The sequence below is a fragment of the Methylocella sp. genome, from assembly GCA_037200525.1.
Lineage (GTDB): Bacteria > Pseudomonadota > Alphaproteobacteria > Rhizobiales > Beijerinckiaceae > Methylocapsa.
Genome location: JBBCGG010000001.1, coordinates 4,489,765 through 4,508,988 on the forward strand (window position 1 = coordinate 4,489,765; position 19,224 = coordinate 4,508,988).

The 19,224-nt window shown below is 60.3% G+C and carries 21 protein-coding genes; 14 read left to right on the plus strand and 7 right to left on the minus strand.

Features of this window, described 5'->3' with window-relative positions; translation table 11 throughout:
* Nucleotides 1–120 precede the first annotated feature (120 nt).
* From WDN46_22085 to WDN46_22110, 6 genes are all read left to right on the plus strand, one after another.
* Complete coding sequence (locus tag WDN46_22085) at nucleotides 121–933, plus strand: UDP-2,3-diacylglucosamine diphosphatase (protein ID MEJ0095999.1); 813 nt, start codon at nucleotides 121–123, stop codon at nucleotides 931–933.
* On the plus strand, nucleotides 933–1,976 hold the full coding sequence (locus WDN46_22090) for a glycosyltransferase family 1 protein (GenBank protein MEJ0096000.1): 1,044 nt from the start codon (nucleotides 933–935) through the stop codon (nucleotides 1,974–1,976). Before WDN46_22085 ends, WDN46_22090 begins: the two co-directional genes overlap by 1 nt.
* A gap of 107 nt (nucleotides 1,977–2,083) precedes the next feature.
* Nucleotides 2,084–3,127 (plus strand): trypsin-like peptidase domain-containing protein, encoded by a 1,044-nt coding sequence (locus WDN46_22095; protein ID MEJ0096001.1) that lies wholly within the window; start codon nucleotides 2,084–2,086, stop codon nucleotides 3,125–3,127.
* A 165-nt stretch (nucleotides 3,128–3,292) separates the two neighbouring features.
* Complete coding sequence (locus WDN46_22100) at nucleotides 3,293–3,436, plus strand: hypothetical protein (protein MEJ0096002.1); 144 nt, start codon at nucleotides 3,293–3,295, stop codon at nucleotides 3,434–3,436.
* Between the two features lie 11 nt (nucleotides 3,437–3,447).
* Nucleotides 3,448–4,281, plus strand: coding sequence for an FTR1 family protein (locus tag WDN46_22105; GenBank protein MEJ0096003.1), 834 nt, complete (start codon nucleotides 3,448–3,450; stop codon nucleotides 4,279–4,281).
* Between the two features lie 426 nt (nucleotides 4,282–4,707).
* Nucleotides 4,708–6,219: a DEAD/DEAH box helicase gene (locus WDN46_22110; GenBank protein MEJ0096004.1), complete on the plus strand. Its 1,512-nt coding sequence runs from the start codon at nucleotides 4,708–4,710 to the stop codon at nucleotides 6,217–6,219.
* 210 nt (nucleotides 6,220–6,429) lie between these two features.
* Here WDN46_22110 and WDN46_22115 read toward each other — a convergent pair whose 3' ends face one another.
* Nucleotides 6,430–6,966: a transglutaminase-like cysteine peptidase gene (locus WDN46_22115; GenBank protein ID MEJ0096005.1), complete on the minus strand. Its 537-nt coding sequence runs from the start codon at nucleotides 6,964–6,966 to the stop codon at nucleotides 6,430–6,432.
* Between the two features lie 519 nt (nucleotides 6,967–7,485).
* Between WDN46_22115 and WDN46_22120 the strand changes: the two genes are divergently transcribed.
* Nucleotides 7,486–8,292: an EcsC family protein gene (locus WDN46_22120; protein ID MEJ0096006.1), complete on the plus strand. Its 807-nt coding sequence runs from the start codon at nucleotides 7,486–7,488 to the stop codon at nucleotides 8,290–8,292.
* A 101-nt stretch (nucleotides 8,293–8,393) separates the two neighbouring features.
* The gene (locus WDN46_22125) at nucleotides 8,394–8,981 is read left to right on the plus strand and encodes a hypothetical protein (GenBank protein ID MEJ0096007.1); all 588 of its coding nucleotides are present in this window, start codon (nucleotides 8,394–8,396) and stop codon (nucleotides 8,979–8,981) included.
* A gap of 51 nt (nucleotides 8,982–9,032) precedes the next feature.
* Here the strand turns inward: WDN46_22125 and WDN46_22130 are convergent, their stop codons facing one another.
* The 3 genes from WDN46_22130 to WDN46_22140 all read right to left on the minus strand — a co-directional run bounded on the left by WDN46_22130 (nucleotide 9,033) and on the right by WDN46_22140 (nucleotide 11,672).
* Nucleotides 9,033–9,776 carry a DnaA/Hda family protein gene (locus tag WDN46_22130; GenBank protein ID MEJ0096008.1) on the minus strand — a complete coding sequence of 248 codons (744 nt, stop codon included), beginning with the start codon at nucleotides 9,774–9,776 and terminating at the stop codon, nucleotides 9,033–9,035.
* Nucleotides 9,763–10,911 carry an AI-2E family transporter gene (locus WDN46_22135; protein MEJ0096009.1) on the minus strand — a complete coding sequence of 383 codons (1,149 nt, stop codon included), beginning with the start codon at nucleotides 10,909–10,911 and terminating at the stop codon, nucleotides 9,763–9,765. The genes WDN46_22130 and WDN46_22135 overlap by 14 nt, the downstream gene beginning before the upstream one ends.
* 212 nt (nucleotides 10,912–11,123) lie before the next feature.
* A complete protein-coding gene (locus WDN46_22140) occupies nucleotides 11,124–11,672 on the minus strand; it encodes a CDP-alcohol phosphatidyltransferase family protein (GenBank protein ID MEJ0096010.1) in 549 nt (182 codons plus the stop codon).
* A gap of 280 nt (nucleotides 11,673–11,952) precedes the next feature.
* Here WDN46_22140 and purM point away from each other — a divergent pair, with 280 nt between their 5' ends.
* The 5 genes from purM (at nucleotide 11,953) to WDN46_22165 (ending at nucleotide 16,398) form a co-directional block, all read left to right on the plus strand.
* Complete coding sequence (gene purM / locus WDN46_22145) at nucleotides 11,953–13,017, plus strand: phosphoribosylformylglycinamidine cyclo-ligase (protein MEJ0096011.1); 1,065 nt, start codon at nucleotides 11,953–11,955, stop codon at nucleotides 13,015–13,017.
* Nucleotides 13,014–13,670 carry a phosphoribosylglycinamide formyltransferase gene (gene purN / locus WDN46_22150; protein ID MEJ0096012.1) on the plus strand — a complete coding sequence of 219 codons (657 nt, stop codon included), beginning with the start codon at nucleotides 13,014–13,016 and terminating at the stop codon, nucleotides 13,668–13,670. Before purM ends, purN begins: the two co-directional genes overlap by 4 nt.
* A 133-nt stretch (nucleotides 13,671–13,803) precedes the next feature.
* The gene (locus WDN46_22155) at nucleotides 13,804–14,766 is read left to right on the plus strand and encodes an aliphatic sulfonate ABC transporter substrate-binding protein (protein MEJ0096013.1); all 963 of its coding nucleotides are present in this window, start codon (nucleotides 13,804–13,806) and stop codon (nucleotides 14,764–14,766) included.
* Between the two features lie 2 nt (nucleotides 14,767–14,768).
* Entirely contained in the window at nucleotides 14,769–15,605 is an 837-nt protein-coding gene (locus WDN46_22160) for an ABC transporter permease subunit (GenBank protein MEJ0096014.1), read from the plus strand.
* Nucleotides 15,606–15,624: 19 nt separating this feature from the next.
* Nucleotides 15,625–16,398, plus strand: coding sequence for an ATP-binding cassette domain-containing protein (locus WDN46_22165; GenBank protein ID MEJ0096015.1), 774 nt, complete (start codon nucleotides 15,625–15,627; stop codon nucleotides 16,396–16,398).
* A 139-nt stretch (nucleotides 16,399–16,537) separates the two neighbouring features.
* On the opposite strand, the gene ndk is transcribed toward WDN46_22165, so the two are convergent.
* Nucleotides 16,538–16,960 (minus strand): nucleoside-diphosphate kinase, encoded by a 423-nt coding sequence (gene ndk, locus WDN46_22170; protein ID MEJ0096016.1) that lies wholly within the window; start codon nucleotides 16,958–16,960, stop codon nucleotides 16,538–16,540.
* A 150-nt stretch (nucleotides 16,961–17,110) separates the two neighbouring features.
* Here ndk and WDN46_22175 point away from each other — a divergent pair, with 150 nt between their 5' ends.
* Nucleotides 17,111–18,028, plus strand: a complete 918-nt coding sequence (locus tag WDN46_22175) for a LysR substrate-binding domain-containing protein (protein MEJ0096017.1) — start codon at nucleotides 17,111–17,113, stop codon at nucleotides 18,026–18,028.
* Between the two features lie 10 nt (nucleotides 18,029–18,038).
* Here WDN46_22175 and WDN46_22180 read toward each other — a convergent pair whose 3' ends face one another.
* Together WDN46_22180 and WDN46_22185 are read right to left on the minus strand one after the other, a co-directional pair.
* Nucleotides 18,039–18,575, minus strand: coding sequence for a carboxymuconolactone decarboxylase family protein (locus tag WDN46_22180; protein MEJ0096018.1), 537 nt, complete (start codon nucleotides 18,573–18,575; stop codon nucleotides 18,039–18,041).
* A 7-nt stretch (nucleotides 18,576–18,582) separates the two neighbouring features.
* A complete protein-coding gene (locus WDN46_22185) occupies nucleotides 18,583–19,137 on the minus strand; it encodes a peroxiredoxin (GenBank protein MEJ0096019.1) in 555 nt (184 codons plus the stop codon).
* Nucleotides 19,138–19,224 lie beyond the last annotated feature (87 nt).

Sequence of the window (19,224 nt, forward strand, 5' to 3'; positions counted from 1 at the left end):
TAGTTTGACGCGACCGGCGCAAATGCCTTAAGCAGGGGTTGGGTGTCATCCAAAAGCCATGAGAATCTGTTTCTGCTTTGATCTCAAAGGTAGTTGGAAAGTTCAGCCGGGGGCGCGACGGTGAGCCACGATCAAGAACCGACCCATTATCGCACGCTTTTCCTGTCCGACGTCCATCTCGGCACGCGGGGATGCCAGGCCGATCTTCTGCTCGACTTCCTGAAATACAACGAAGCCGATACGATTTACCTGGTCGGCGACATCATAGATGGCTGGCGGCTGAAAAGCGGGTGGTATTGGCCACAGACGCATAATGATGTCGTGCAAAAGCTTCTGCGGCAGGTCCGCAAAGGAACCAAGATGTACTTTGTGCCGGGAAACCACGATGAATTCGCGCGCGATTTCATCGGGACCGTTTTCGGCGGCGTCGAGGTCGTCGATCACGCCTACCATCAGACCGCCGATGGCAAGCGCTTGCTGATCGTCCACGGCGATCAGTTTGATATTGTAGTGAAACATGCGCGCTGGCTCGCCTTCCTTGGCGATTGGGCCTATGAATTTGCGCTGTGGGCGAACCTTTGGTTCAACAAGGCTAGGCGCTCGATGGGATTTTCCTACTGGTCGCTGTCGGCCTGGGCCAAGCTCAAGGTCAAAAACGCCGTAAGTTTCATCGGAGCCTTCGAAGAGGCCTTGACCGAGGCGGCCCGGCGGCACCAAGCTGATGGCGTGGTCTGCGGCCATATTCACCACGCCGCGATCCGGGATGTGGACGGCGTCATGTACGTAAATTGCGGCGATTTCGTCGAATCTTGCACCGCCATCGGCGAACAACAGGACGGTCGGCTTGAGATCCTGCATTGGCAGTTGACCGCTGCGGAGCGTCGGGCCGCCGCTGAGGCCGAGATGCGCATGATTCCGAAGGCCGTCGCCTGATGCGGATTCTGATCGCAACCGACGCATGGAAGCCTCAGGTCAACGGCGTCGTCCGCTCGCTCGAGTCCGTGGCTAAAGCGTTGCGCGAATTTGGCGCGGAAATCGAGTTTTTAACTCCCCAAGGCTTTGCTTCCATCCCGCTGCCGACCTACAGCGAAATAAAGCTTGCTTTGGCGACCGCCGGAGCTGTCCGCCGACGGCTCGAAGGCGTCTCCTACGACCATATTCACATCGCAACCGAAGGACCCGTCGGCTATGCCGCGCGGCGCTATTGCCTGCGCTCGAAGCGTCCTTTCACGACGAGCTATCACACCCGCTTTCCCGAATATATTTCGGCCCGGACGCGCATTCCTGAAGCCGTCACTTATGCGGTGCTGCGCCGTTTCCATAATGCCGGTTCGGGCGTCATGGTGTCGACTGCCTCAATCGCGAACGACCTGCAAAATCGAGGTTTTGAACGGTTGATGCATTGGTCGCGCGGCGTCGATCACAGCCAATTTGCGCCATCCAAAGCCTCGGTGATGAATCTGCCAAGGCCAATCTTCCTCTACGCCGGCCGTTTGGCCCCCGAAAAGAATGTCGAAAGTTTTCTTGCGCTCAACCTGCCCGGCTCGAAAGTGATCGTCGGCGATGGGCCATCGCGCCGCAGCCTGCAGGCGGCCTATCCGGACGCCCATTTCCTCGGCTCGCAAACCAGCGACGCTCTGGCTGTTCATTACGCTTCGTCGGATGTTTTCGTATTTCCGAGCCGCACCGATACGTTCGGCATGGTGATCCTCGAGGCGCTCGCCTGCGGCCTGCCGGTCGCCGCCCTGCCCGTGCCGGGTCCCCTTGACGTCATCGGCTCCAGCGGCGCTGGCGTTCTAGACGAAGATTTGCGCGCGGCTTGCCTCAGAGCGCTCGACATTCCTCGCGAGAAAGCCAGGGCGCATGCGCTGACATTCACTTGGGCGAATAGCGCGCGGCAGTTCCTCGATAATATTCTTCTCGCCAAATCCTCAATATCGAGGCGAATGATCGCCAGCCCGAGCTTATCGAGTTAATCGCGGCCGCAGCTTCTCGGGCTCTTAGCGCCGCCATTCGTCCCTCGCCCCTTTAAGGCTCGAAAATCCGGTCCCATATGAATGGGAACCTTCAAGGATTTTCACAAATGCTGGAGCCTTTCTCTTCTTTTGTTCTCGACGAGACGGATCGCGGCGCGGATGACGCCGGGCTTCGCCACGATTCCCGTCAAGAGACTCAGAACGACGAGTCGCTGCTCGACGCCTATTCAAGAAGCGTGACAAAGGTCGTCGAGCAGGTCGGACCGAGCGTGGTGCGCCTCGACATCCGCCGCGGCGATGGCAAAAAAGCAGGATCCGGATCTGGCGTCATTGTCTCGCCGGACGGCCTCATCTTGACCAATAGCCACGTCGTCCAGGGCGCAAAGCGCGCTGAAGTGATTACTCTCGACGGACGCAATCTATTTGCGCGCGTTCTCGGCGACGATCCCGATACTGATTTGGCTTTGGTGCGGGTTGATGAAAGCGCGACGCTTCCTGCGGCTCGACTCGGCGATTCGAAAAGGTTGAAGCCGGGTGAAATCGCCATCGCGATCGGCAATCCGCTCGGCTTTGATTCCACGGTCACGGCGGGCGTCATCTCGGCTCTTGGCCGGTCCTTGCAGTCGAACAACGGCCGCCTGATCGATGACGTGATCCAGACCGACGCAGCGCTCAATCCCGGCAATTCGGGCGGCCCGCTGGTTTCATCAAACGGCGACGTCATCGGAATCAACACCGCGATCATCGCCGGCGCGCAGGGCATTTGCTTCGCCGTGGCGGCGAATACCGCCCGTTTCGTCCTCGGCGAACTCGTGGCGCACGGTCGCGTCCGCCGCGCCTATCTCGGCATTGGCGCCGGGACGATTCCCTTGCCGCGGAGAATCGCGCTGCGGCTCGGCCTCACGCAAACATTCGGCGCGGTCATCAGCTCGGTGGAGGCGGGGAGCCCCGCCGATCATGCCGGCCTGCTCACCGGCGACATCGTGCTCGCCATCGACGGCGCGCCGATCACCGGAGCTGGGGACCTCGTGCGTCTTCTTGACGCCGAGAAGGTGAATAGCGTTGTCCCCCTCGACGTTTTGCGTCGCTCCGACCGCCGGCGGTACTGGGTCGCCCTGCGCGAACGCGATAGCGGCGCGAGGTCAAAGTAAGCCGGGTCAAAGCGGACGAGGCGGCGCTCTATCTTGCCTTCGTGGTATAGATCCGGCTTATTTGAAATAAAAGGCTCTCTTTTTACTCGTCGTTTCGAATAGAGTCGAGTTTTCTGGCTGAACAGATCTCCAATCTTCATTAAAATCGTTCTAAAAAATGCGGCCTTGATTGATCGCCGTCATTTTGTGGTGTACAGCCGCACTGCCGAAGCCGATGCGCATCACGCGGCAGCTTTCGAGCCGCTCGAAATGGCGAGCGCCCATGACGACGGCGTCCTCCCAGCGCGCCCGGCGGCTGTGGGGACGTGAAGGAGCTCAGCGTGATCGGCGCCCTCATCATTGTTCTACGCGAAGTAATCGAAGCCGGGCTCATCGTCGGCATCGTGCTGGCCGTAACCAAGACAATGCCCCAGCGCACGCCCTTCATTTGGGGCGGCCTGGCCGCCGGCCTTCTCGGCGCGGCGCTGGTCGCAGTTTTCGCGGGCGCTTTATCGAATGCATTTGAAGGCGTCGGACAAGAAATCTTCAACGCCTCCATACTCGGGCTCGCCGTCATCATGCTGACTTGGCACAATGTGTGGATGGCGCGTCATGGCCGCGAGCTCAGCGACGAATTGCGCCGCGTCGGCGGCGAGGTCACCAACGGCTCGCGCTCGCTTATGGCGCTGGCGGTGGTCATTGGCGTCGCGGTGCTGCGCGAGGGCTCGGAAGTCGTTCTGTTTCTCTATGGCGTGGTGATCTCAAGCCACGACTCTGGACTGAGCCTGCTTGTTGGCGGCGTTTTGGGTCTTTTGCTTGGAGCGGCCATCTGCCTCTTAACCTATACCGGCCTTGTAACTATCCCGGCGCGTCACCTGTTCAAAGTCACCAGCATTCTCATCGCATTCGTGGCCGCGGGCATGGCGGCGCAATGCATCGCCCTTCTCGAACAGGCGGATATTGCAACAAGCCTTAGCCGGACCGTATGGAACACGTCGGCGATCCTTCCCGACAATAGCATTCCGGGCCGGGTCTTGCATACGCTGCTTGGCTATACCGACCGGCCAACGGAACTGCAGCTTCTCGCCTATCTCGGCACGCTTCTTGTGATGTTCGGCTTGATGAAGGTTTTGTCGCCGCCAGCGAAGCAAAATCCGCGACTCGCCACCAACTAGAGCACGATCCCGAACGTTGCGACATTTCCGAACAGCGTATTGCATTGCAACAGACGCGACGAGGGACCGTTCAGATAGAAGTTTTTGCTATCGCTAATTCGGCCATTTGCTGGCGGACGCGGCAATTTAACGCATGAAAGCTAGTGATTTGGCCGACCGTGGATGACGCGGACCTTGCAATTTCATTGCTTCTGGCTAGCTTTTCGGGCAAGAGTGATCAGGACATCGCCTGAATTATTGTCGTGTCGCGCAGCCTCCCCAAGTGGAAATCCGCCGTCGGGCAATGCGCGTTTCATGCTTCTGTCTCATAAGCATCGCGGCGAAAACAAAATGCGTCGCCTGATGGCGTAGCCTCTCCCTCTCGCTGGCGAGTTTGAGGCGTCGACCGGTTTCATTGCCAGCGTCAAAGCCCATTTCAGGATAAGAATGACATTCAACGATCTCGGTCTCAGCGAGAAGGTTTTGCAAGCGGTCGAAGCCTCCGGCTATACGACGCCGACGCCCATCCAAGCTCAGGCCATTCCCCATGCCCTCGCCGGCCGCGATATTCTCGGCATCGCCCAGACCGGCACGGGCAAGACCGCCGCCTTCACATTGCCGATGCTGTCGCGACTCGAGCAAGGCCGCGCCAGGGCGCGCATGCCCCGCACCCTCATTCTCGAGCCGACGCGCGAACTCGCCGCTCAAGTCGAGGAGAGTTTCGCGCGCTACGGCGTCAATCATAAGATAAACGTCGCTCTCCTGATCGGCGGCGTCTCGTTTGGCGATCAGGAAACCAAAATTACCCGCGGCGCAGATGTGCTGATAGCAACGCCCGGCCGTCTCCTCGATTTCTCCGAACGCGGCAAGCTGCTGCTCAATGCGATCGAAATCCTCGTCATCGACGAAGCCGACCGCATGCTCGACATGGGTTTCATCCCCGACATCGAACGCATCTGCAAGCTGGTGCCATTCACGCGGCAGACGTTGTTTTTCTCCGCCACCATGCCGCCCGAAATCACCCGCCTTACCGAGACCTTCCTGCATAATCCGGTGCGGATCGAGGTCGCGCGAGCCGCCTCCACCGCAACCACAATCACGCAAGGACTCGTCGCCTCATCGCCAGGGCCGGCCAAGCGCGAAACTTTGCGCCGGCTCATCCGCGACGCGGCGGACTTCAAGAACGCCATCATCTTCTGCAATCGCAAGCGCGATGTCGCGCTGCTGCATAAATCGCTGCAAAAACACGGATTTAATGCGGGCGCGCTGCACGGCGACATGGATCAACGCGCGCGCACGACATCGCTTGACGCTTTCAAGTCCGGCGAGGTGGCGCTTATCGTCTGTTCGGACGTAGCCGCGCGCGGTCTCGACATTCCAGATGTCAGCCATGTCTTCAATTTCGACGTTCCGACCCATGCGGAGGATTATGTCCACCGCATCGGCCGAACCGGGCGCGCCGGCAAGAGCGGCGTCGCCATTTCGATCGTCACCAGGGCCGATCAGAAACATCTCGTCGAGATCGAAAAGCTGATCGCCCGGAAAATCGATTGGATCGGCGATGAGACGCTCGCCAATCTGACAGAAGGAGATGACGCCGAGGAGTCGGCGCCGCGGCGCGGTCGCGGCGCTTCCTCGCATCATGCTGCGCCTCGCGCAGAACAACCCTCGCGCCCCGAAACGCGGCCAGCGGAGGACGCCGGCGAGGATGTGCGGGAAAGGAGCGCCAGACCGCCGCGCTCCCGCCGCCGCAGCGAAGATCATCCGGTCTCGCCCCCCGCGAAAGTCACGACGCCGCCCGCTCAGCAACGCCAACCGCATCGCCACGACCGGGACGATGCGCCTGTCGTCGGCATGGGCGACCATGTTCCCATGTTCCTCTTGCGTCCGGTCAAGCTCAAGACAGTCAAAGAGACTGAAGACAAAGACGGCATCGCCGAACCAACTCGCGTCGGCTAGTTTTCCGCGCCGCGCAGCACGTCTCGCGTCGTCGATTCGGTTTGGCGACATTTCGCCGGCGCCCCGGGGACGAGTCCCGCAATATGAAAATGCCGGGTCCCGCTTTGCGCGCGAATTGTGGGCCAGCTAAAAGCGCGATCCGAAAAGCGCGGACTTTCCGGATCGAATTGCTCCCAGAAACAGGCGTTTAGGCCTCAGTACTGACGAGGGTCAGCGTCCAGACACGTAATCCGGGGCGGGGGTCGGGTCGCCCAGTTGCACCCAAACGTTTTGATCGCTTTGCGACTGGCGTTTGACGAAGCGATATCCAGTCTGATCCCACGGCTTTACTTCATTGACCAGATTGTCGAGCACAAACTCGCCGCTGCTCGTCTTTACCGTGAGTATTGCGTGGCCTTCATTTTTTGTGTCTTTGACGACAGTCATCAACAAAGCCTGGCGCGGAAACCCTTCTTCCAGAAGCATCCTGCGTTTCAGCAGCGCATAATCTTCGCAATCGCCCTTAGCGTCTATCGGATAATCCCATTGATCGGTGACGCCCCAATGCTCCTTATCGGAAACCGCCTCGACGTGAGTGTTGACCCACTTGTTAACCCGTTCGATCTCTTTAATCGTCTTTGAGGTCGTAACGATGTCCAGCGGGACGAGAGCTGCTCCATTGCATTCGCCATCATAGCGCCGGCAGAAATCAACCCATCCGTAAGGCACGGTGGTTGCATCGCCAACGGTAGCGTAAGACGCTGTCAACAGGCGTGCCGCCGCGGCAGGTAGAGGCGCGAGGCAAGCCGCGGCGATACAGAATGAAACCACCCACGACGCGATGTTGCTTGAAGTCAGCGCCTCCCCTGAAACCCTACCGTTCATGTTTCCGACTCCAACATTTCGCGTAGGCAATCGTCGCAGCGAGATTTTGTCGCGCGCTTAAGTAGAAAGACTGGAATTTACCGTTTGGGGCGATCGAACGGCACCGAGTAACTTGTGCTTAACCCTTTTCCTAAAGGAATCGTTCCACCTTTAAGGATTTTTTCTTCGATCGCTCGCGGGTTGTTCGCGAAAGCTCCATTTAGCCCAGAGTGCGAAAAGCGCCGAACCCAATCCCGCCCAAATCGTTTCTAGTTCGTTAATGGCGGAGGCGCGCAGGGTCAATCGCAAGTCGGCGCTGTTCCGGACCATTAGTTGAAGCATCGTTAACGAGGTGGCGTTTTGCGCTCTGTCATAAACGTTGAACCACCCCCTTCAGGCGGCGAGTTGGTCCCGACCGAAACCATGAGCCTTTCGCCGGATGATCAGGTCGCTTTGCGACGAGCGATCCGCGAACTGGAGACTTCCAGTCTCGCCATGCGCCTTACTTCCGTCATCGGGCGTCAGATCGGCATGGTTGGGGTGATCGTTCCGACTCAAGTCTCGGCCGCCATAACCAAGACGGCGGAGGCCGCTATCAAGAGCGCGATGCGCATGGCGTTGCGCAGCCTGGCGGGCAAGCCCGTTCGCGATCGGCGCCGTTTGCATAAGTCGGTCGCCGTGTTCGCCGGAGCGGCCGGCGGCGCTTTTGGTTTTGCCGCCCTGCCGATCGAACTACCCTTTACGACCACGATCATGTTGCGATCCATCGCCGACATCGCCCAGGGCGAGGGCGAGGATTTATCGCGGCCTGACGCGGCCCTGGCCTGCCTCGAGGTTTTTGCGCTCGGTGGCGCAACCAACGCCGCTGGCGCGGTTCGGACAGGAGATTTTCTCGAAACCGGCTATTTCGCGGTGCGCGGCCTTCTGGCGAAATCAGTGAGCGAAGCCGCCCGCTATCTTTTCGATCGCGGTCTTGCCGAAGAAGCCGCTCCGATCATGGTGCGTTTGATTGCCCAAATCAGCTCTCGTTTTGGTCTGGTCGTCTCGCAAAAGCTCGCGGCGCAAAGCATCCCGGTGATCGGCGGGGCCTGCGGCGCGGCGATCAATTACGCATTCGTCGACCATTTCCAGACTTTGGCGCGCGGCCATTTCACGGTTCGTCGCCTCGAACGCTTTTATGGCGTCGCCGTGGTGCGGGCCGAATATGACCGATTGGCGGCGCAAGCCTGAAAAGGCGGAACTCTCCTTGCCCTAGGATGCAACATTGCGGTATTATTGTGGCGTCGTTCGAACAAAGCGCGGATTTCGAAACAGCGCGCTGGGGGCCTGTCATGAAATGTCGTTCGGACTTGATGCTTGGCTTCGCGCGTCATGTCAGCGTTGCGGCGGCGGCGTGCGTCGCCCTGACTTTCCCCCTTAGTGCGGCCAACGCCGGGTTTTTCGACTTCCTTTTTCCGCAGCTTGCTCCTCAGCCGGCTCCCGCCTACCCGCGCCCATTTATGCCGCGTGGGTTTGGCTACCATAAACACAAGCCAAGGCCAGTCGCGCTGCATCGCAAAACCGATGTGGCGAAAGCCCACCCTTCCGCGCCTCATTTGGGCCTGGACTTCATGGACGACGACAGTCTGCATAATGGCGATGCTGTGATGACGGAGAATGGCATCCGAATCTTCACCGGCTTTTCCAGCAGCAGCCATCACAATGCTGATGATTTCGCCAAACTGTCCGAGATCAAGGGGATATCCAACCGCCAGCGCGCAGCCCTCGTCGCGCTCGACGCGCATCTTTCGGCGACGGGCGAGCCGAAAGCTAACGCGGATGACGTCGTCATCGGCCGGTCTGTCGCCGACCCCGCCATTTCTGAGGGATCGATCATCACCGATCCCAAAGGCCGCCACATCCGCTACGTCGGCCCGTAATCCGTCCAGTTCTGGAGCGCGTCAGGAATGACGCGCATTCTGGACCCGCGCCTATTCCCGCTCGTCGCCATCTGCCAAGCCCTCGTCCGATAGGGCGCGCAGCACATCCGCCGCGATGGATCGCGTGATGCGACTTTGGCGCGACAGCGCCTCGCGATCGAGCGCATCGATGAAGCAGCGCGCCGCATCGAGCGAACGATCGAGGCGCAAGGCCGCGTAGTCCACGACATTGATATCGACGACGAGTTGGCGGTCAATCAGAAGCTTGACCAAAACCGCGCGCATCAGGGCATCATCCGGCGCGCCGATCTCGACCCGGGGCGCAAGGCGAAGCCGCGACAAGAGATCGGCGGTCGTCAGCCCCCAGACATCTGGCGGCCGCCGCGCGGTGAGAACGAGCGTCGCTCGTCGCTCGCGCATTAGATTGATGAGGTGGAAAAGCTGCGTCTGCGCATCGCCGATCGCCTCGACATCTTCGAGAAGGAGCGGCCCGGCGCCCGCCAGAGCCTCGATGTCCGCGCCGAAGAGCGACGCGGCGGACATGACGCCTGCCTTCGCCCTCGCGGCCCAGATCGCGCCAAGATGGCTTTTGCCCGAACCGGGCGGCCCCAGAATGAGCAGAACCTGATCCGGCCATGCCGGCCAAAGCTCGATCATCGCATAGGCCTGTTCATTCGAGTCGGAGACGAAGAAATCCTCGGCCCCATAGCCCGGCGGGTGAGCCAGCTCCAAGGTCAATTGATGGGCGGACGACGCATCGCCGGAACGCTGGCCCGCCATTTCAGCGCCGCTCATCGGTGGGAATCGCCGCAGCTTCGATCAGTATTTTCGAACCCGGCTGACCTAATTCCGAGTAAAAATGGCTTTCGCGATAGCGCCTGACGGCGAATCGCAAAAGCACGCCCGCGGCAGCGGCGAGCGGAACGGCGGCGATGAGCCCTGTGAAGCCAAACAGACTGCCAAACGCCAGCAGCGCGAAAATGAGCCAGACCGGGTGCAGCCCGACCGATCCGCCGACGAGCTTTGGCGACAATACATTGCCTTCCAGAAATTGGCCGCTGAGGACGACGCCGAGCGCGAGAGCCAGCAACCTCCATTCCGGCCAGCCCTGCACGATCGCGACCGTCGCCGACAGGACGAGCGCGGTCAGCGATCCGACATAGGGAATAAAGCTGAGCAGGCCGCCCGAAATGCCGATCAGAAGCCCAAAATTGAGCCCGATCAGCGACAGCCCCGCGCCATACCAGATGCCAAGAAACAGGCAAACGAGCGATTGGCCGCGCAAAAACCCAGCCAGGGCGGCATCGATTTCGCGCGCAAGCTCCCGCACGGTCTGGCGATAACGCAGCGGAACGAGGCCATCGATCGTCGCGATCATCTTTCGCCAGTCGAGCAGCATGTAAAAGGCGACGACGGGCGTCACGACGAGCAAAGACAGCACGCCGATCAACGCCGCCCCGCTGGTCCAGACCGACTTCAGGAAAGTTCCCGCCCATTGCGCCGCCTGATTGACGAGTTCGCTGGTGGAATTGCGCAGATCCGCCGACGCGTCTTTGCCGAAACCAAACCTTTCCAGAAGCGTGGCGCCATTGTCTTGCGGCAGTCGCTCGCTCAGTTTCGTGACCAATTCCTCGATTTTGACGACATAGGCCGGCAGGGCCTGGATGAAACTGGCGAGCTGGTGCCAAAGAATTGGGATCACCAGAATGACGATCAAGGCAAGAATGAGAATGAAGGCCGCCATGATGAGCAGCGTCGCCCCGAGCCTGTTGAGCCCCAGATGCTCAAGTCGGTCGGCGACTGGGTTCAGCAAATAGCACAGCGCCACAGCGGCGGCGAAAGGCAAAAGCACGCCGCTCACCAGCCAAAGCGCGAGGACAAGCAAGAGAAGCGCGCCGATCCAGAAGACGATCTGCCACTCAAGCCGCATCTTTGTCGTTTCCCTCTTTATCGGGCGCTTCGTCGCAACGCGGGATCGATGGCCGAGCCCCGAACAGGTTTGCGCGGCGACGCCGATCCGGTTCGGCTTTTCATAGCAAATCCCAAGCGGAAAAGCGCCGAAGCATTATGCTGAAACGTTGCGGGCTTTTCAGAAGAGATCATGCCGGATGAAATCATGCCAGATGAGATCGCGCATTGAAATCAAACGCTCATGTGCCGCAGCCACTCGCCGAAATAGGCCCCGATCGACGCCAGCGCCAGCCCGGCGACGACGTAAAGCGAAATCTCGAACCATGTCCCCATCGGAAAATCGAAGGCTTTGACGCAGAGAACGAGGCCCGCGAAAATAATTTGCACCAAAGTGTTCAGCTTCGATATCAACAGCGGCCTGACCTCCAGCGGCTTGTCCAGAAACCACGACATCATGAAGGCGGCAACGATCACCATGTCGCGCGCGACGACGATGATGGCGATCGTCGCCGGCAGAACCCCGACGATGGCCAGCGCCACATAAATGGAGACGAGCAACGCCTTGTCGGCCAAAGGGTCGAGATAAGCGCCAAGCTGCGTGCGAAGATCGAAGGTTTTCGCGATCCAGCCGTCGAGACCGTCGGATATCCCGGCGATGATGAAGCAGACGCAGGCCTCTTTCCAGCGTTGCGAGGCGATCAACGCGATAATGACCGGGACGAGCGCAAGACGCCCCAGCGTGATCAGATTCGGAAGACTGCCATATTGGGAGAAATTCATTCCATTTTGATGGGGTTACTGCGTCCGAGGCCTCCGAATCACGTCAAATTAGCATGGGCGAGGCCTAATCCATAGCTGGCGGGTTCGCCTTGGTCGGTCGTCCAGGCGGCCAAAGCCGGGAAGTTTGCGAAGCGCTGGCCTTGCTCGTTGCATGCCGCGAAATCGGAGGCGCAGGGCGAAACAGCAGGACAAAAACTGACGTCGATGCTGCGATCCGGCCGCAGATCTTGCTTTGCCGCGCGAGAGGCGCTAGCCCTGGCGTCTTATTGCTGGGACAAACATGACCGAAAAGAGCAGCCTCACCTACGCCGATGCGGGCGTTGACATCGACGTCAGCAACGCCTTGGTCGAAAGCATCAAGCCGCTTGTGCGCGCGACGCGGCGGCGCGGAGCCGACGCCGAAATCGGCGGCTTTGGCGGATTATTCGACCTCAAAGCGGCGGGTTTCGTCGATCCCATTCTCGTCGCCGCCAATGATGGGGTCGGAACCAAAGTCAGGATTGCCGTCGAGACCGGCATTCACGATACGATCGGCATCGATCTCGTCGCCATGTGCGTCAACGATCTCATCGTGCAAGGCGCCGAGCCGCTGTTTTTCCTCGATTATTACGCCAGCGGCAAGTTGGACGGCGCCGTGGCCGCCACGGTCGTCAAAGGCATTGCGCGAGGCTGCATCGAGGCCGGCGCGGCCTTGATCGGCGGCGAAACCGCCCAAATGCCGGGCCTTTATGCCGGCGCCGATTATGATCTCGCCGGCTTTGCCGTCGGCGCCGTAGAGCGCGACAAAGTGCTGCCGCGAGCCGACGTCATCGAGGGCGATCGCCTGATTGGATTGCGATCCTCCGGCGTGCATTCGAACGGATTTTCGCTGGTCCGCAAAATTGTCGAGATCAGCTCCCTCCACTGGGGCGCGGCGGCGCCCTTTACGCAAGGCAAGAGCCTTGGCGAGGCGCTAATGACGCCAACCCGGATTTACGTGAAGCCGGTTCTTGCCGTTCTGGCCGCGGGCGATGGCGTCAAAGCTTTGGCGCATGTCACCGGAGGCGGATTTCCCGAGAACGCGCCGCGCGTCTTGCCGCCGGACGTTTGCGCGGAAATCGATCTCTCCGCCATCCCAGTTCCATCTGTGTTCAGCTGGCTCGCCGCCACAGGCGGGGTCCGCGAGGCGGAGATGCTGCGCACATTCAATTGCGGCATCGGCATGATTCTGATCGCCAGCGCCGCGAGCGCCGACGCAGTCGTCAAAGTTCTGCGCGACGCCGGCGAAGAACCGGTGGCGCTTGGCCGCATCGTCAAAGGGAGCGAGGCCGAGCGAGTGAGCTATATTGGGCGGCTAGCCCTGTGACTTTCAGGCGCAAGCGCACGGCGGTTTTGATCTCCGGGCGCGGCTCCAACATGCAAGCCTTGGTCGAGCGCGCGCGGGTTCCGACTTTCCCCGCCGAAATCGCCCTCGTCCTATCAAACCGGCCGGAAGCGCAGGGGTTGGCGTTTGCGCGCGAAAACGGCATCGCCTGCGCCGCAGTCGATCATAAGATTCACGCCGGACGCGAAGATTTCGAGCGCTCGATGCAAGCTCTGCTCGAGCTGCATCGGATCGAGTATATCTGCCTCGCCGGCTTCATGCGCTTGCTGACCCCCTGGTTCATCGGCGAATGGCGAGGCCGGATGCTGAACATCCACCCGGCTCTCCTTCCCGCCTATCGGGGTCTTGATACTCATGCGCGCGCTTTGGCCGACGGAGTGAAAATTCACGGCTGCACAGTTCATTTCGTCGTTCCCGCCATGGACGAGGGACCAATCGTGGCGCAAGCCGCCGTGGCGGTGCAGGACGCCGACACCCCGGATTCGCTGGGGCGCCGCGTGTTGGAGCAGGAACATCTCATCTATCCCGCGGCGCTCGAACGCCTCGCCAGCGGCCTCCTGCACATCCAGGGGAACCGGGTCTTTTCGGACGAGCCGGCCATCGCGCTTTCCCCATTGCGCAATCCGCCTGCGTAAATTTCGCGGCTGCCGGTTCAGCCACCCAAGAACTTGACAAGATTTATGTACTAACAGAAATATAATCCGTGGTGCGGGTTCGATCCTTCGGGTTTTGTTCGCCGTGCGCAGGGCGTTGACCGAGGATCACAGCATGCGGCGCAGATATTTCCTAAAGAGCGTGGTCGGCGCCGCCGCCGCAAGCCTCCTTCCCATCGCGAACGCAGCCAGCGCGGCGGCGCTGACGGAAATCCGCATAGGCTACCAAAAGTCCGGCATATTTCCCGCCGTAAAGCGGCGCGGAACCTTGGAAGCCGCGTTCAAAGCGCAAAATATCGCCATCAAATGGATTGAGTTCGCCTTTGGGCCGCCGATCCTCGAAGGTATCGCCACGGGCAATGTGGACTTCGGCTACACCGGCGACGCGCCGCCGATCTTCGCTCAGGCGGCGGGCGCCAATCTGCTCTATGTCGCGGCGCTGCCTGATCATGCGGCGGAAGGGATCGTTGTTCACGAAGACTCAAGCATTCAAACCATCGCCGACCTGAAAGGCAAGAAGGTCGGCCTCGCGAAAGCATCGAGCGCCCATAACACCACGGCTGCGGCGCTCGAAAAGGCGGGTCTCTCATTTCGTGACATCAATCCGGTCTACCTGCCGCCCGCCGACGCGGTCGCCGCCTTCGCGCGCGGCAGCATCGACGCCTGGACGGTATGGGACCCCTACCTCGCCCTCGCCCAGAAAGGCAAGGTGCGCGTCATCGCCTATGATACTGACGTAGAACGACCAAATGGCTTCTTCCTCGCCGGCAAGAGTTTCACGCAATCGCATCCAGACCTCGTGACGCAACTCAACGACGCTTTCGCGCAGGAACTCGAATGGGCGCGCGGACATCGCGCGGAACTGGCGCAGGCGATCCACGAGGCGACCGGCGTCGATCTCGACGCGCTGCTCCAGGCGGAGCAGCGCTCGAGCCTGACAATCGTTCCGCTCAACGACGCCATCATCGCCAACCAGCAGACAGTCGCCGATCGCTTCTACAAGCTTGGGCTCATCCCGAACCAGCTCACTGTGCGTGACATCGTCTGGAATTGGACTCCGAGTTTGAAAGCCGGCTGACCATGAGCTATCCGCCTTCCTCCCTCGAGGCAGCCCGTCCGCTTTTTCTGTCCCGAAAGAGCGCGCAGCTTTTTGCGCGCTTGCGCCGTTCCAACGCGTTGGCCTGGGCGCTTCCCGCGTTGCTTCTCGCGTTCTGGCAGGCGAGCGCTTCATTGGGCTTTCTGGCGAATAATATTCTGCCGGCTCCGGCGGCGGTGGTGTTGGCCGGATGGAAGCTCGCGGTCTCGGGAGAGCTCGCCAAAAACGTCGGAATCAGTTTTTTGCGCGCGATGGCGGGCCTTGTCGTTGGCGGCGGGATTGGATTCGCCTTCGGGCTCGCCAACGGTCTATCAAGACTAAGCGAAAAACTTACCGACACGACATTGCAGATGGCGCGCAACATTCCCCATCTGGCGCTGATCCCTCTGGTCATCCTGTGGTTTGGCATCGAGGAGCAAGCCAAGCTGTTCCTCGTCGCCCTTGGGGTATTTTTCCCGATTTATATCAATACGCTGCACGGCATACGCAATGTTGACCCTCAACTCGTGGAAATGGGCCGCAACTATGGCCTGACGACGCCCGCGCTGCTGCGCCGAGTCATTTTTCCCGGCGCCCTGCCCTCGATCCTCGTTGGCCTCCGTTATGGTCTGGGCATCATGTGGCTAACCTTGATCGTCGCCGAAACCATCGCCGCGCAATCTGGCATCGGCTATATGGCGATGCAGGCGCGCGAGTTCATGCAGACCGATATCGTCGTCTTTTCGATCCTGATCTATGCGGCGCTGGGCAAGCTCGCGGATTCGACGGCTCGCCTCATTGAAACGAGATGCCTCGCCTGGCACCCGGCTTTCCAGGACTGAGATCGCTTTGTCATCGCCTATCCTCTCTCCAGATCGCGCGATAGCGGCCGAAGGATCCTTTGGCGGAGCGTCGTTGACCGTTCGCGGCCTTGGTAAAAGCTTTGGCGCGACGCAAGTCCTGCGCAGCCTCGATCTCGATGTGCCGGCCGGTCAATTCATCGCCATCGTCGGGCGCAGCGGCAGCGGCAAGAGCACTTTGCTTCGCCTCATCGCCGGCCTCGACGAGCCGAGCGAAGGGCGGTTGCGCTTTGATGACGGGTCTGCGGCAGATACCAGCCAAAGCCTCGTGCGCGTCATGTTTCAAGAGCCGCGGCTGCTGCCTTGGGCGCGCATCGCGGCCAATGTCGAGATTGGGCTTGGCGCGGCCAGCAGCTCGCCGCAGACGCGTCAACGTGTGCTTGAAACGCTTAAGGCCGTTGGCCTCGCAGAGCGCGCGGACGAGTGGCCTTCGGTGCTGTCCGGCGGCCAAAAACAACGCGTGGCGCTGGCCCGCGCGCTGATCAGCCGGCCGCGCCTGCTGGCTTTCGATGAACCGCTTGGCGCGCTCGACGCGCTGACGCGGATCGAGATGCAGCGTCTTTTGGAGCGGATCTGGCTGCGCGACAGTTTCACCGCCATCCTCGTCACGCATGACGTGATGGAGGCTCTGACTCTGGCGGATCGCGTTTTGATGATCGAGGACGGCCGCATCTCGCTCGACCTTATCGTAGATCTGCCGCGCCCGCGTCGGCGCGGATCGGCGGAGCTGGCGAAGCTCGAGGAAAGCATCCTCGACCGGCTGCTTGGCGAGTAGTTTCTGCCCGATCTTGTTACCTGAGAGGCCGCGTTAAGAAGCGGAGTTTCAGGTGAAGACCAAAGCGTTACAGATATATCTTCGCGTATCCGTTCAGAATTGTCGCGGCGCAAATATGCGCCGCGTCCAAGCGAGTTCCTTAACCGACGATTTCGTTGCCGGAAAACCATTGCGCGATCTCGATCGCCGCGGTCTCCGACGCATCGGAGCCGTGTCCCGAATTCTCGCCCACCGAAAGCGCGAATTCCTTGCGGATCGTGCCGGGAGCGGCTTTGGCGGGGTCCGTCGCCCCCAGCACATCGCGATATTTCTTAATGGCGTCTTCGCCTTCAAGCACCTGCACGACGACGGGGCCGCTGATCATCGTCTCGACGAGCTCGCCGAAGAACGGACGCGCGCTGTGCACGGCATAAAAAGTTTCAGCCTGGGCGCGCGTGATGCGAACCCGCTTTTGCGCAACAATGCGCAGGCCAGCCTTCTCGATCAGGGCGTTGATCGCGCCGGTGAGATTGCGCCGCGTTGCGTCCGGCTTGAGAATTGAGAAAGTGCGTTCGATCGCCATGGCGCGGTCATCCTTCAATGCGAAATTGCTAGAGGTGCGCCGCTTATAGAGGCCTCGACGCGGGCGGGCAAGCCGCCGCGACGCTCACGCCTCAATCCCTTAATGTAGAGCGCCGATTGCTTCCTTGAACAGGCTTGATATTGCTATGCTATGAATTTGCGCGATCTTCGTTACATCATCAAAGTTGCCGATCTCAAACATTTCGGCCGCGCCGCTACGGCGTGCCACGTGAGCCAGCCGACCCTCAGCGGACAGATTCTGAAATTGGAGGAAGAACTCGGCGTCGCGATTTTCGAGCGGGTCGGGAAATCCCTGACGACGACCGCTGCGGGCGAAATGATTTTGGCTCACGCGCGACGCGCGGTGGCGGCGGCCGATGATATCCTTATCTGCGCCAAGGCGAGTCGCGATCCCATGCTCGGGCCGCTGCGCGTTGGCGTCATTCCGACGCTAGCGCCCTATCTCATGCCATTCGTTCTGCCAGAGGCGCGGCGCGCGATGCCGCTGACGCCGCTGGCCCTGGTCGAGGATCTGACCGACCGGCTGATCGAACCCGTGCTGCAAGGCCAGCTCGACGCCGCCATCATCGCCTCAGACCCGGAAAACGATGCGCTCGACATTGCGCCGCTGTTCGACGAACCGTTTTTTCTGGTTCTGCCGAACGATCATCCCTTGCGCGAGGTTGCTGTCGTCGATGCCGACGAAATCGATCCGCATCAGCTTCTGCTGCTGGCCGACGGGCATTGCCTGCGCGATCAGGCGCTCGAATTATGCCAGCATGCCAATCTGCGCGAAGACGGCATGGCCGATATGCGCGCGACGAGTCTCCAAACTTTGCTGCATATGGCCGCCGCCGGTTATGGAATCACCTTGATGCCGGGCCTGGCGCTTCTCGATGAGCATCCGTTGCCGGGCGACCTGATCTCGCGCCGGCTGCGCGGGCCACATACGTCGCGATTGATTCGCATGATTTCGCGGCCGACTCATCCGCGCCGCGCGGCGATCGAAGCGTTGACGAAACTCATCCGAGCGTGCATTCCGGAGGCTCTGCACAAGCCTCCGGGATGATCCTATTTTTTTAAGCGAGGGCGGGGAGCGCCGCCGCCTCAAGCGCGACGGCCGTCGACTGCACGATGGCGGCAAAACGCACCGCCGTCTGAATGGCTTCCTCGGTGACGCCAGCCTCCATCAAGACCTTTTCATGCGCATCAATGCAGGCGCCGCAGCCGTTAATGGCTGACACCGCCAGGCACCAAAGCTCGAAATCGACCTTTGGGACGCCGGGATTGCCGATCACCGACATGCGGAGTTTGGCCGGCAGCGTCCGGTATGTCGGATTCGAGGTTAGATGAACAAAGCGATAATAGACATTGTTCATCGCCATGATGGTCGCCGCCGCGCGCGCAGCGTCGCGGGCTTCCGGCGAGAGATGCGGCGTCGCCTCGCGATCGAAGGCCTCGACGACTTCGGCGTTCCGCGTGGCGAGCGCGCAGGCGAGAAGCAGGCCATATTTGGCCTGTGTTCCCAGACTCTCGTCATTGGCGAGCGAGCCGAGGTTCAGCCGCACATCCTTGGCGAAATCGGGCAGCTTGGCTTTCAAACTATCGATCGACATGGAGAACTCACGCGGCCTTGAGGACGTCGCCGCCAACTTCACGGTTGCAGGGGCACAATTCATCCGTCTGCAAGGCGTCGAGAACGCGCAGCGTATCTTTCGGAGCGCGGCCGACGTTGAGATTGTTGGCATAGATGTGCTGAATGACGTTGTCCGGGTCGACGATGAACGTATAGCGATAAGCGACCCCATCGGGGGACCTAACGCCAAGACCATCGATCAGGGAGCCGTTGGTGTCGCCAAACTGCCAGATCGGAAGCTTGGCGAGATCCTTGTGGTCGCGGCGCCAAGCGAGCTTGACGAATTCATTGTCGGTCGAGCCGCCAAGCACGACGGCGTCGCGATCCTCGAATTCGCTGCTCAGCCGGGCGAATTCGGCGATCTCGGTCGGGCAAACGAAGGTGAAATCTTTGGGATAGAAGAAAATGACCTTCCACTTGCCAGGAAAGCTATTTTCGGTGAGCGTCTCGAAAGCGCTTACGCCGTTTTCTTCATGATGCTCGAAGCCGGGCTTGACGCCGGTGACAGAGAAGCTCGGGATTTTCGATCCAATTCCAGCCATTTATACTCTCCTTTAACAGCCTATCCGACTGAGATCCAAGAAATACAAAGACATATGCCGGATATCTAATTGATTATATAGATCGAA

Bases quoted from the DNA above. Each gene is read 5' to 3' on its own strand.
- WDN46_22090 (MEJ0096000.1), top strand. From the start codon at position 933: ATGCGGATTCTGATCGCAACCGACGCATGGAAGCCTCAGGTCAACGGC.
- WDN46_22095 (MEJ0096001.1), top strand. From the start codon at position 2,084: ATGCTGGAGCCTTTCTCTTCTTTTGTTCTCGACGAGACGGATCGCGGC.
- WDN46_22110 (MEJ0096004.1), top strand. From the start codon at position 4,708: ATGACATTCAACGATCTCGGTCTCAGCGAGAAGGTTTTGCAAGCGGTC.
- WDN46_22120 (MEJ0096006.1), top strand. From the start codon at position 7,486: ATGAGCCTTTCGCCGGATGATCAGGTCGCTTTGCGACGAGCGATCCGC.
- WDN46_22125 (MEJ0096007.1), top strand. From the start codon at position 8,394: ATGAAATGTCGTTCGGACTTGATGCTTGGCTTCGCGCGTCATGTCAGC.
- WDN46_22130 (MEJ0096008.1), bottom strand. From the start codon at position 9,776: ATGAGCGGCGCTGAAATGGCGGGCCAGCGTTCCGGCGATGCGTCGTCC.
- WDN46_22135 (MEJ0096009.1), bottom strand. From the start codon at position 10,911: ATGCGGCTTGAGTGGCAGATCGTCTTCTGGATCGGCGCGCTTCTCTTG.
- WDN46_22140 (MEJ0096010.1), bottom strand. From the start codon at position 11,672: ATGAATTTCTCCCAATATGGCAGTCTTCCGAATCTGATCACGCTGGGG.
- purM (MEJ0096011.1), top strand. From the start codon at position 11,953: ATGACCGAAAAGAGCAGCCTCACCTACGCCGATGCGGGCGTTGACATC.
- WDN46_22155 (MEJ0096013.1), top strand. From the start codon at position 13,804: ATGCGGCGCAGATATTTCCTAAAGAGCGTGGTCGGCGCCGCCGCCGCA.
- WDN46_22160 (MEJ0096014.1), top strand. From the start codon at position 14,769: ATGAGCTATCCGCCTTCCTCCCTCGAGGCAGCCCGTCCGCTTTTTCTG.
- ndk (MEJ0096016.1), bottom strand. From the start codon at position 16,960: ATGGCGATCGAACGCACTTTCTCAATTCTCAAGCCGGACGCAACGCGG.
- WDN46_22175 (MEJ0096017.1), top strand. From the start codon at position 17,111: ATGAATTTGCGCGATCTTCGTTACATCATCAAAGTTGCCGATCTCAAA.
- WDN46_22180 (MEJ0096018.1), bottom strand. From the start codon at position 18,575: ATGTCGATCGATAGTTTGAAAGCCAAGCTGCCCGATTTCGCCAAGGAT.
- WDN46_22185 (MEJ0096019.1), bottom strand. From the start codon at position 19,137: ATGGCTGGAATTGGATCGAAAATCCCGAGCTTCTCTGTCACCGGCGTC.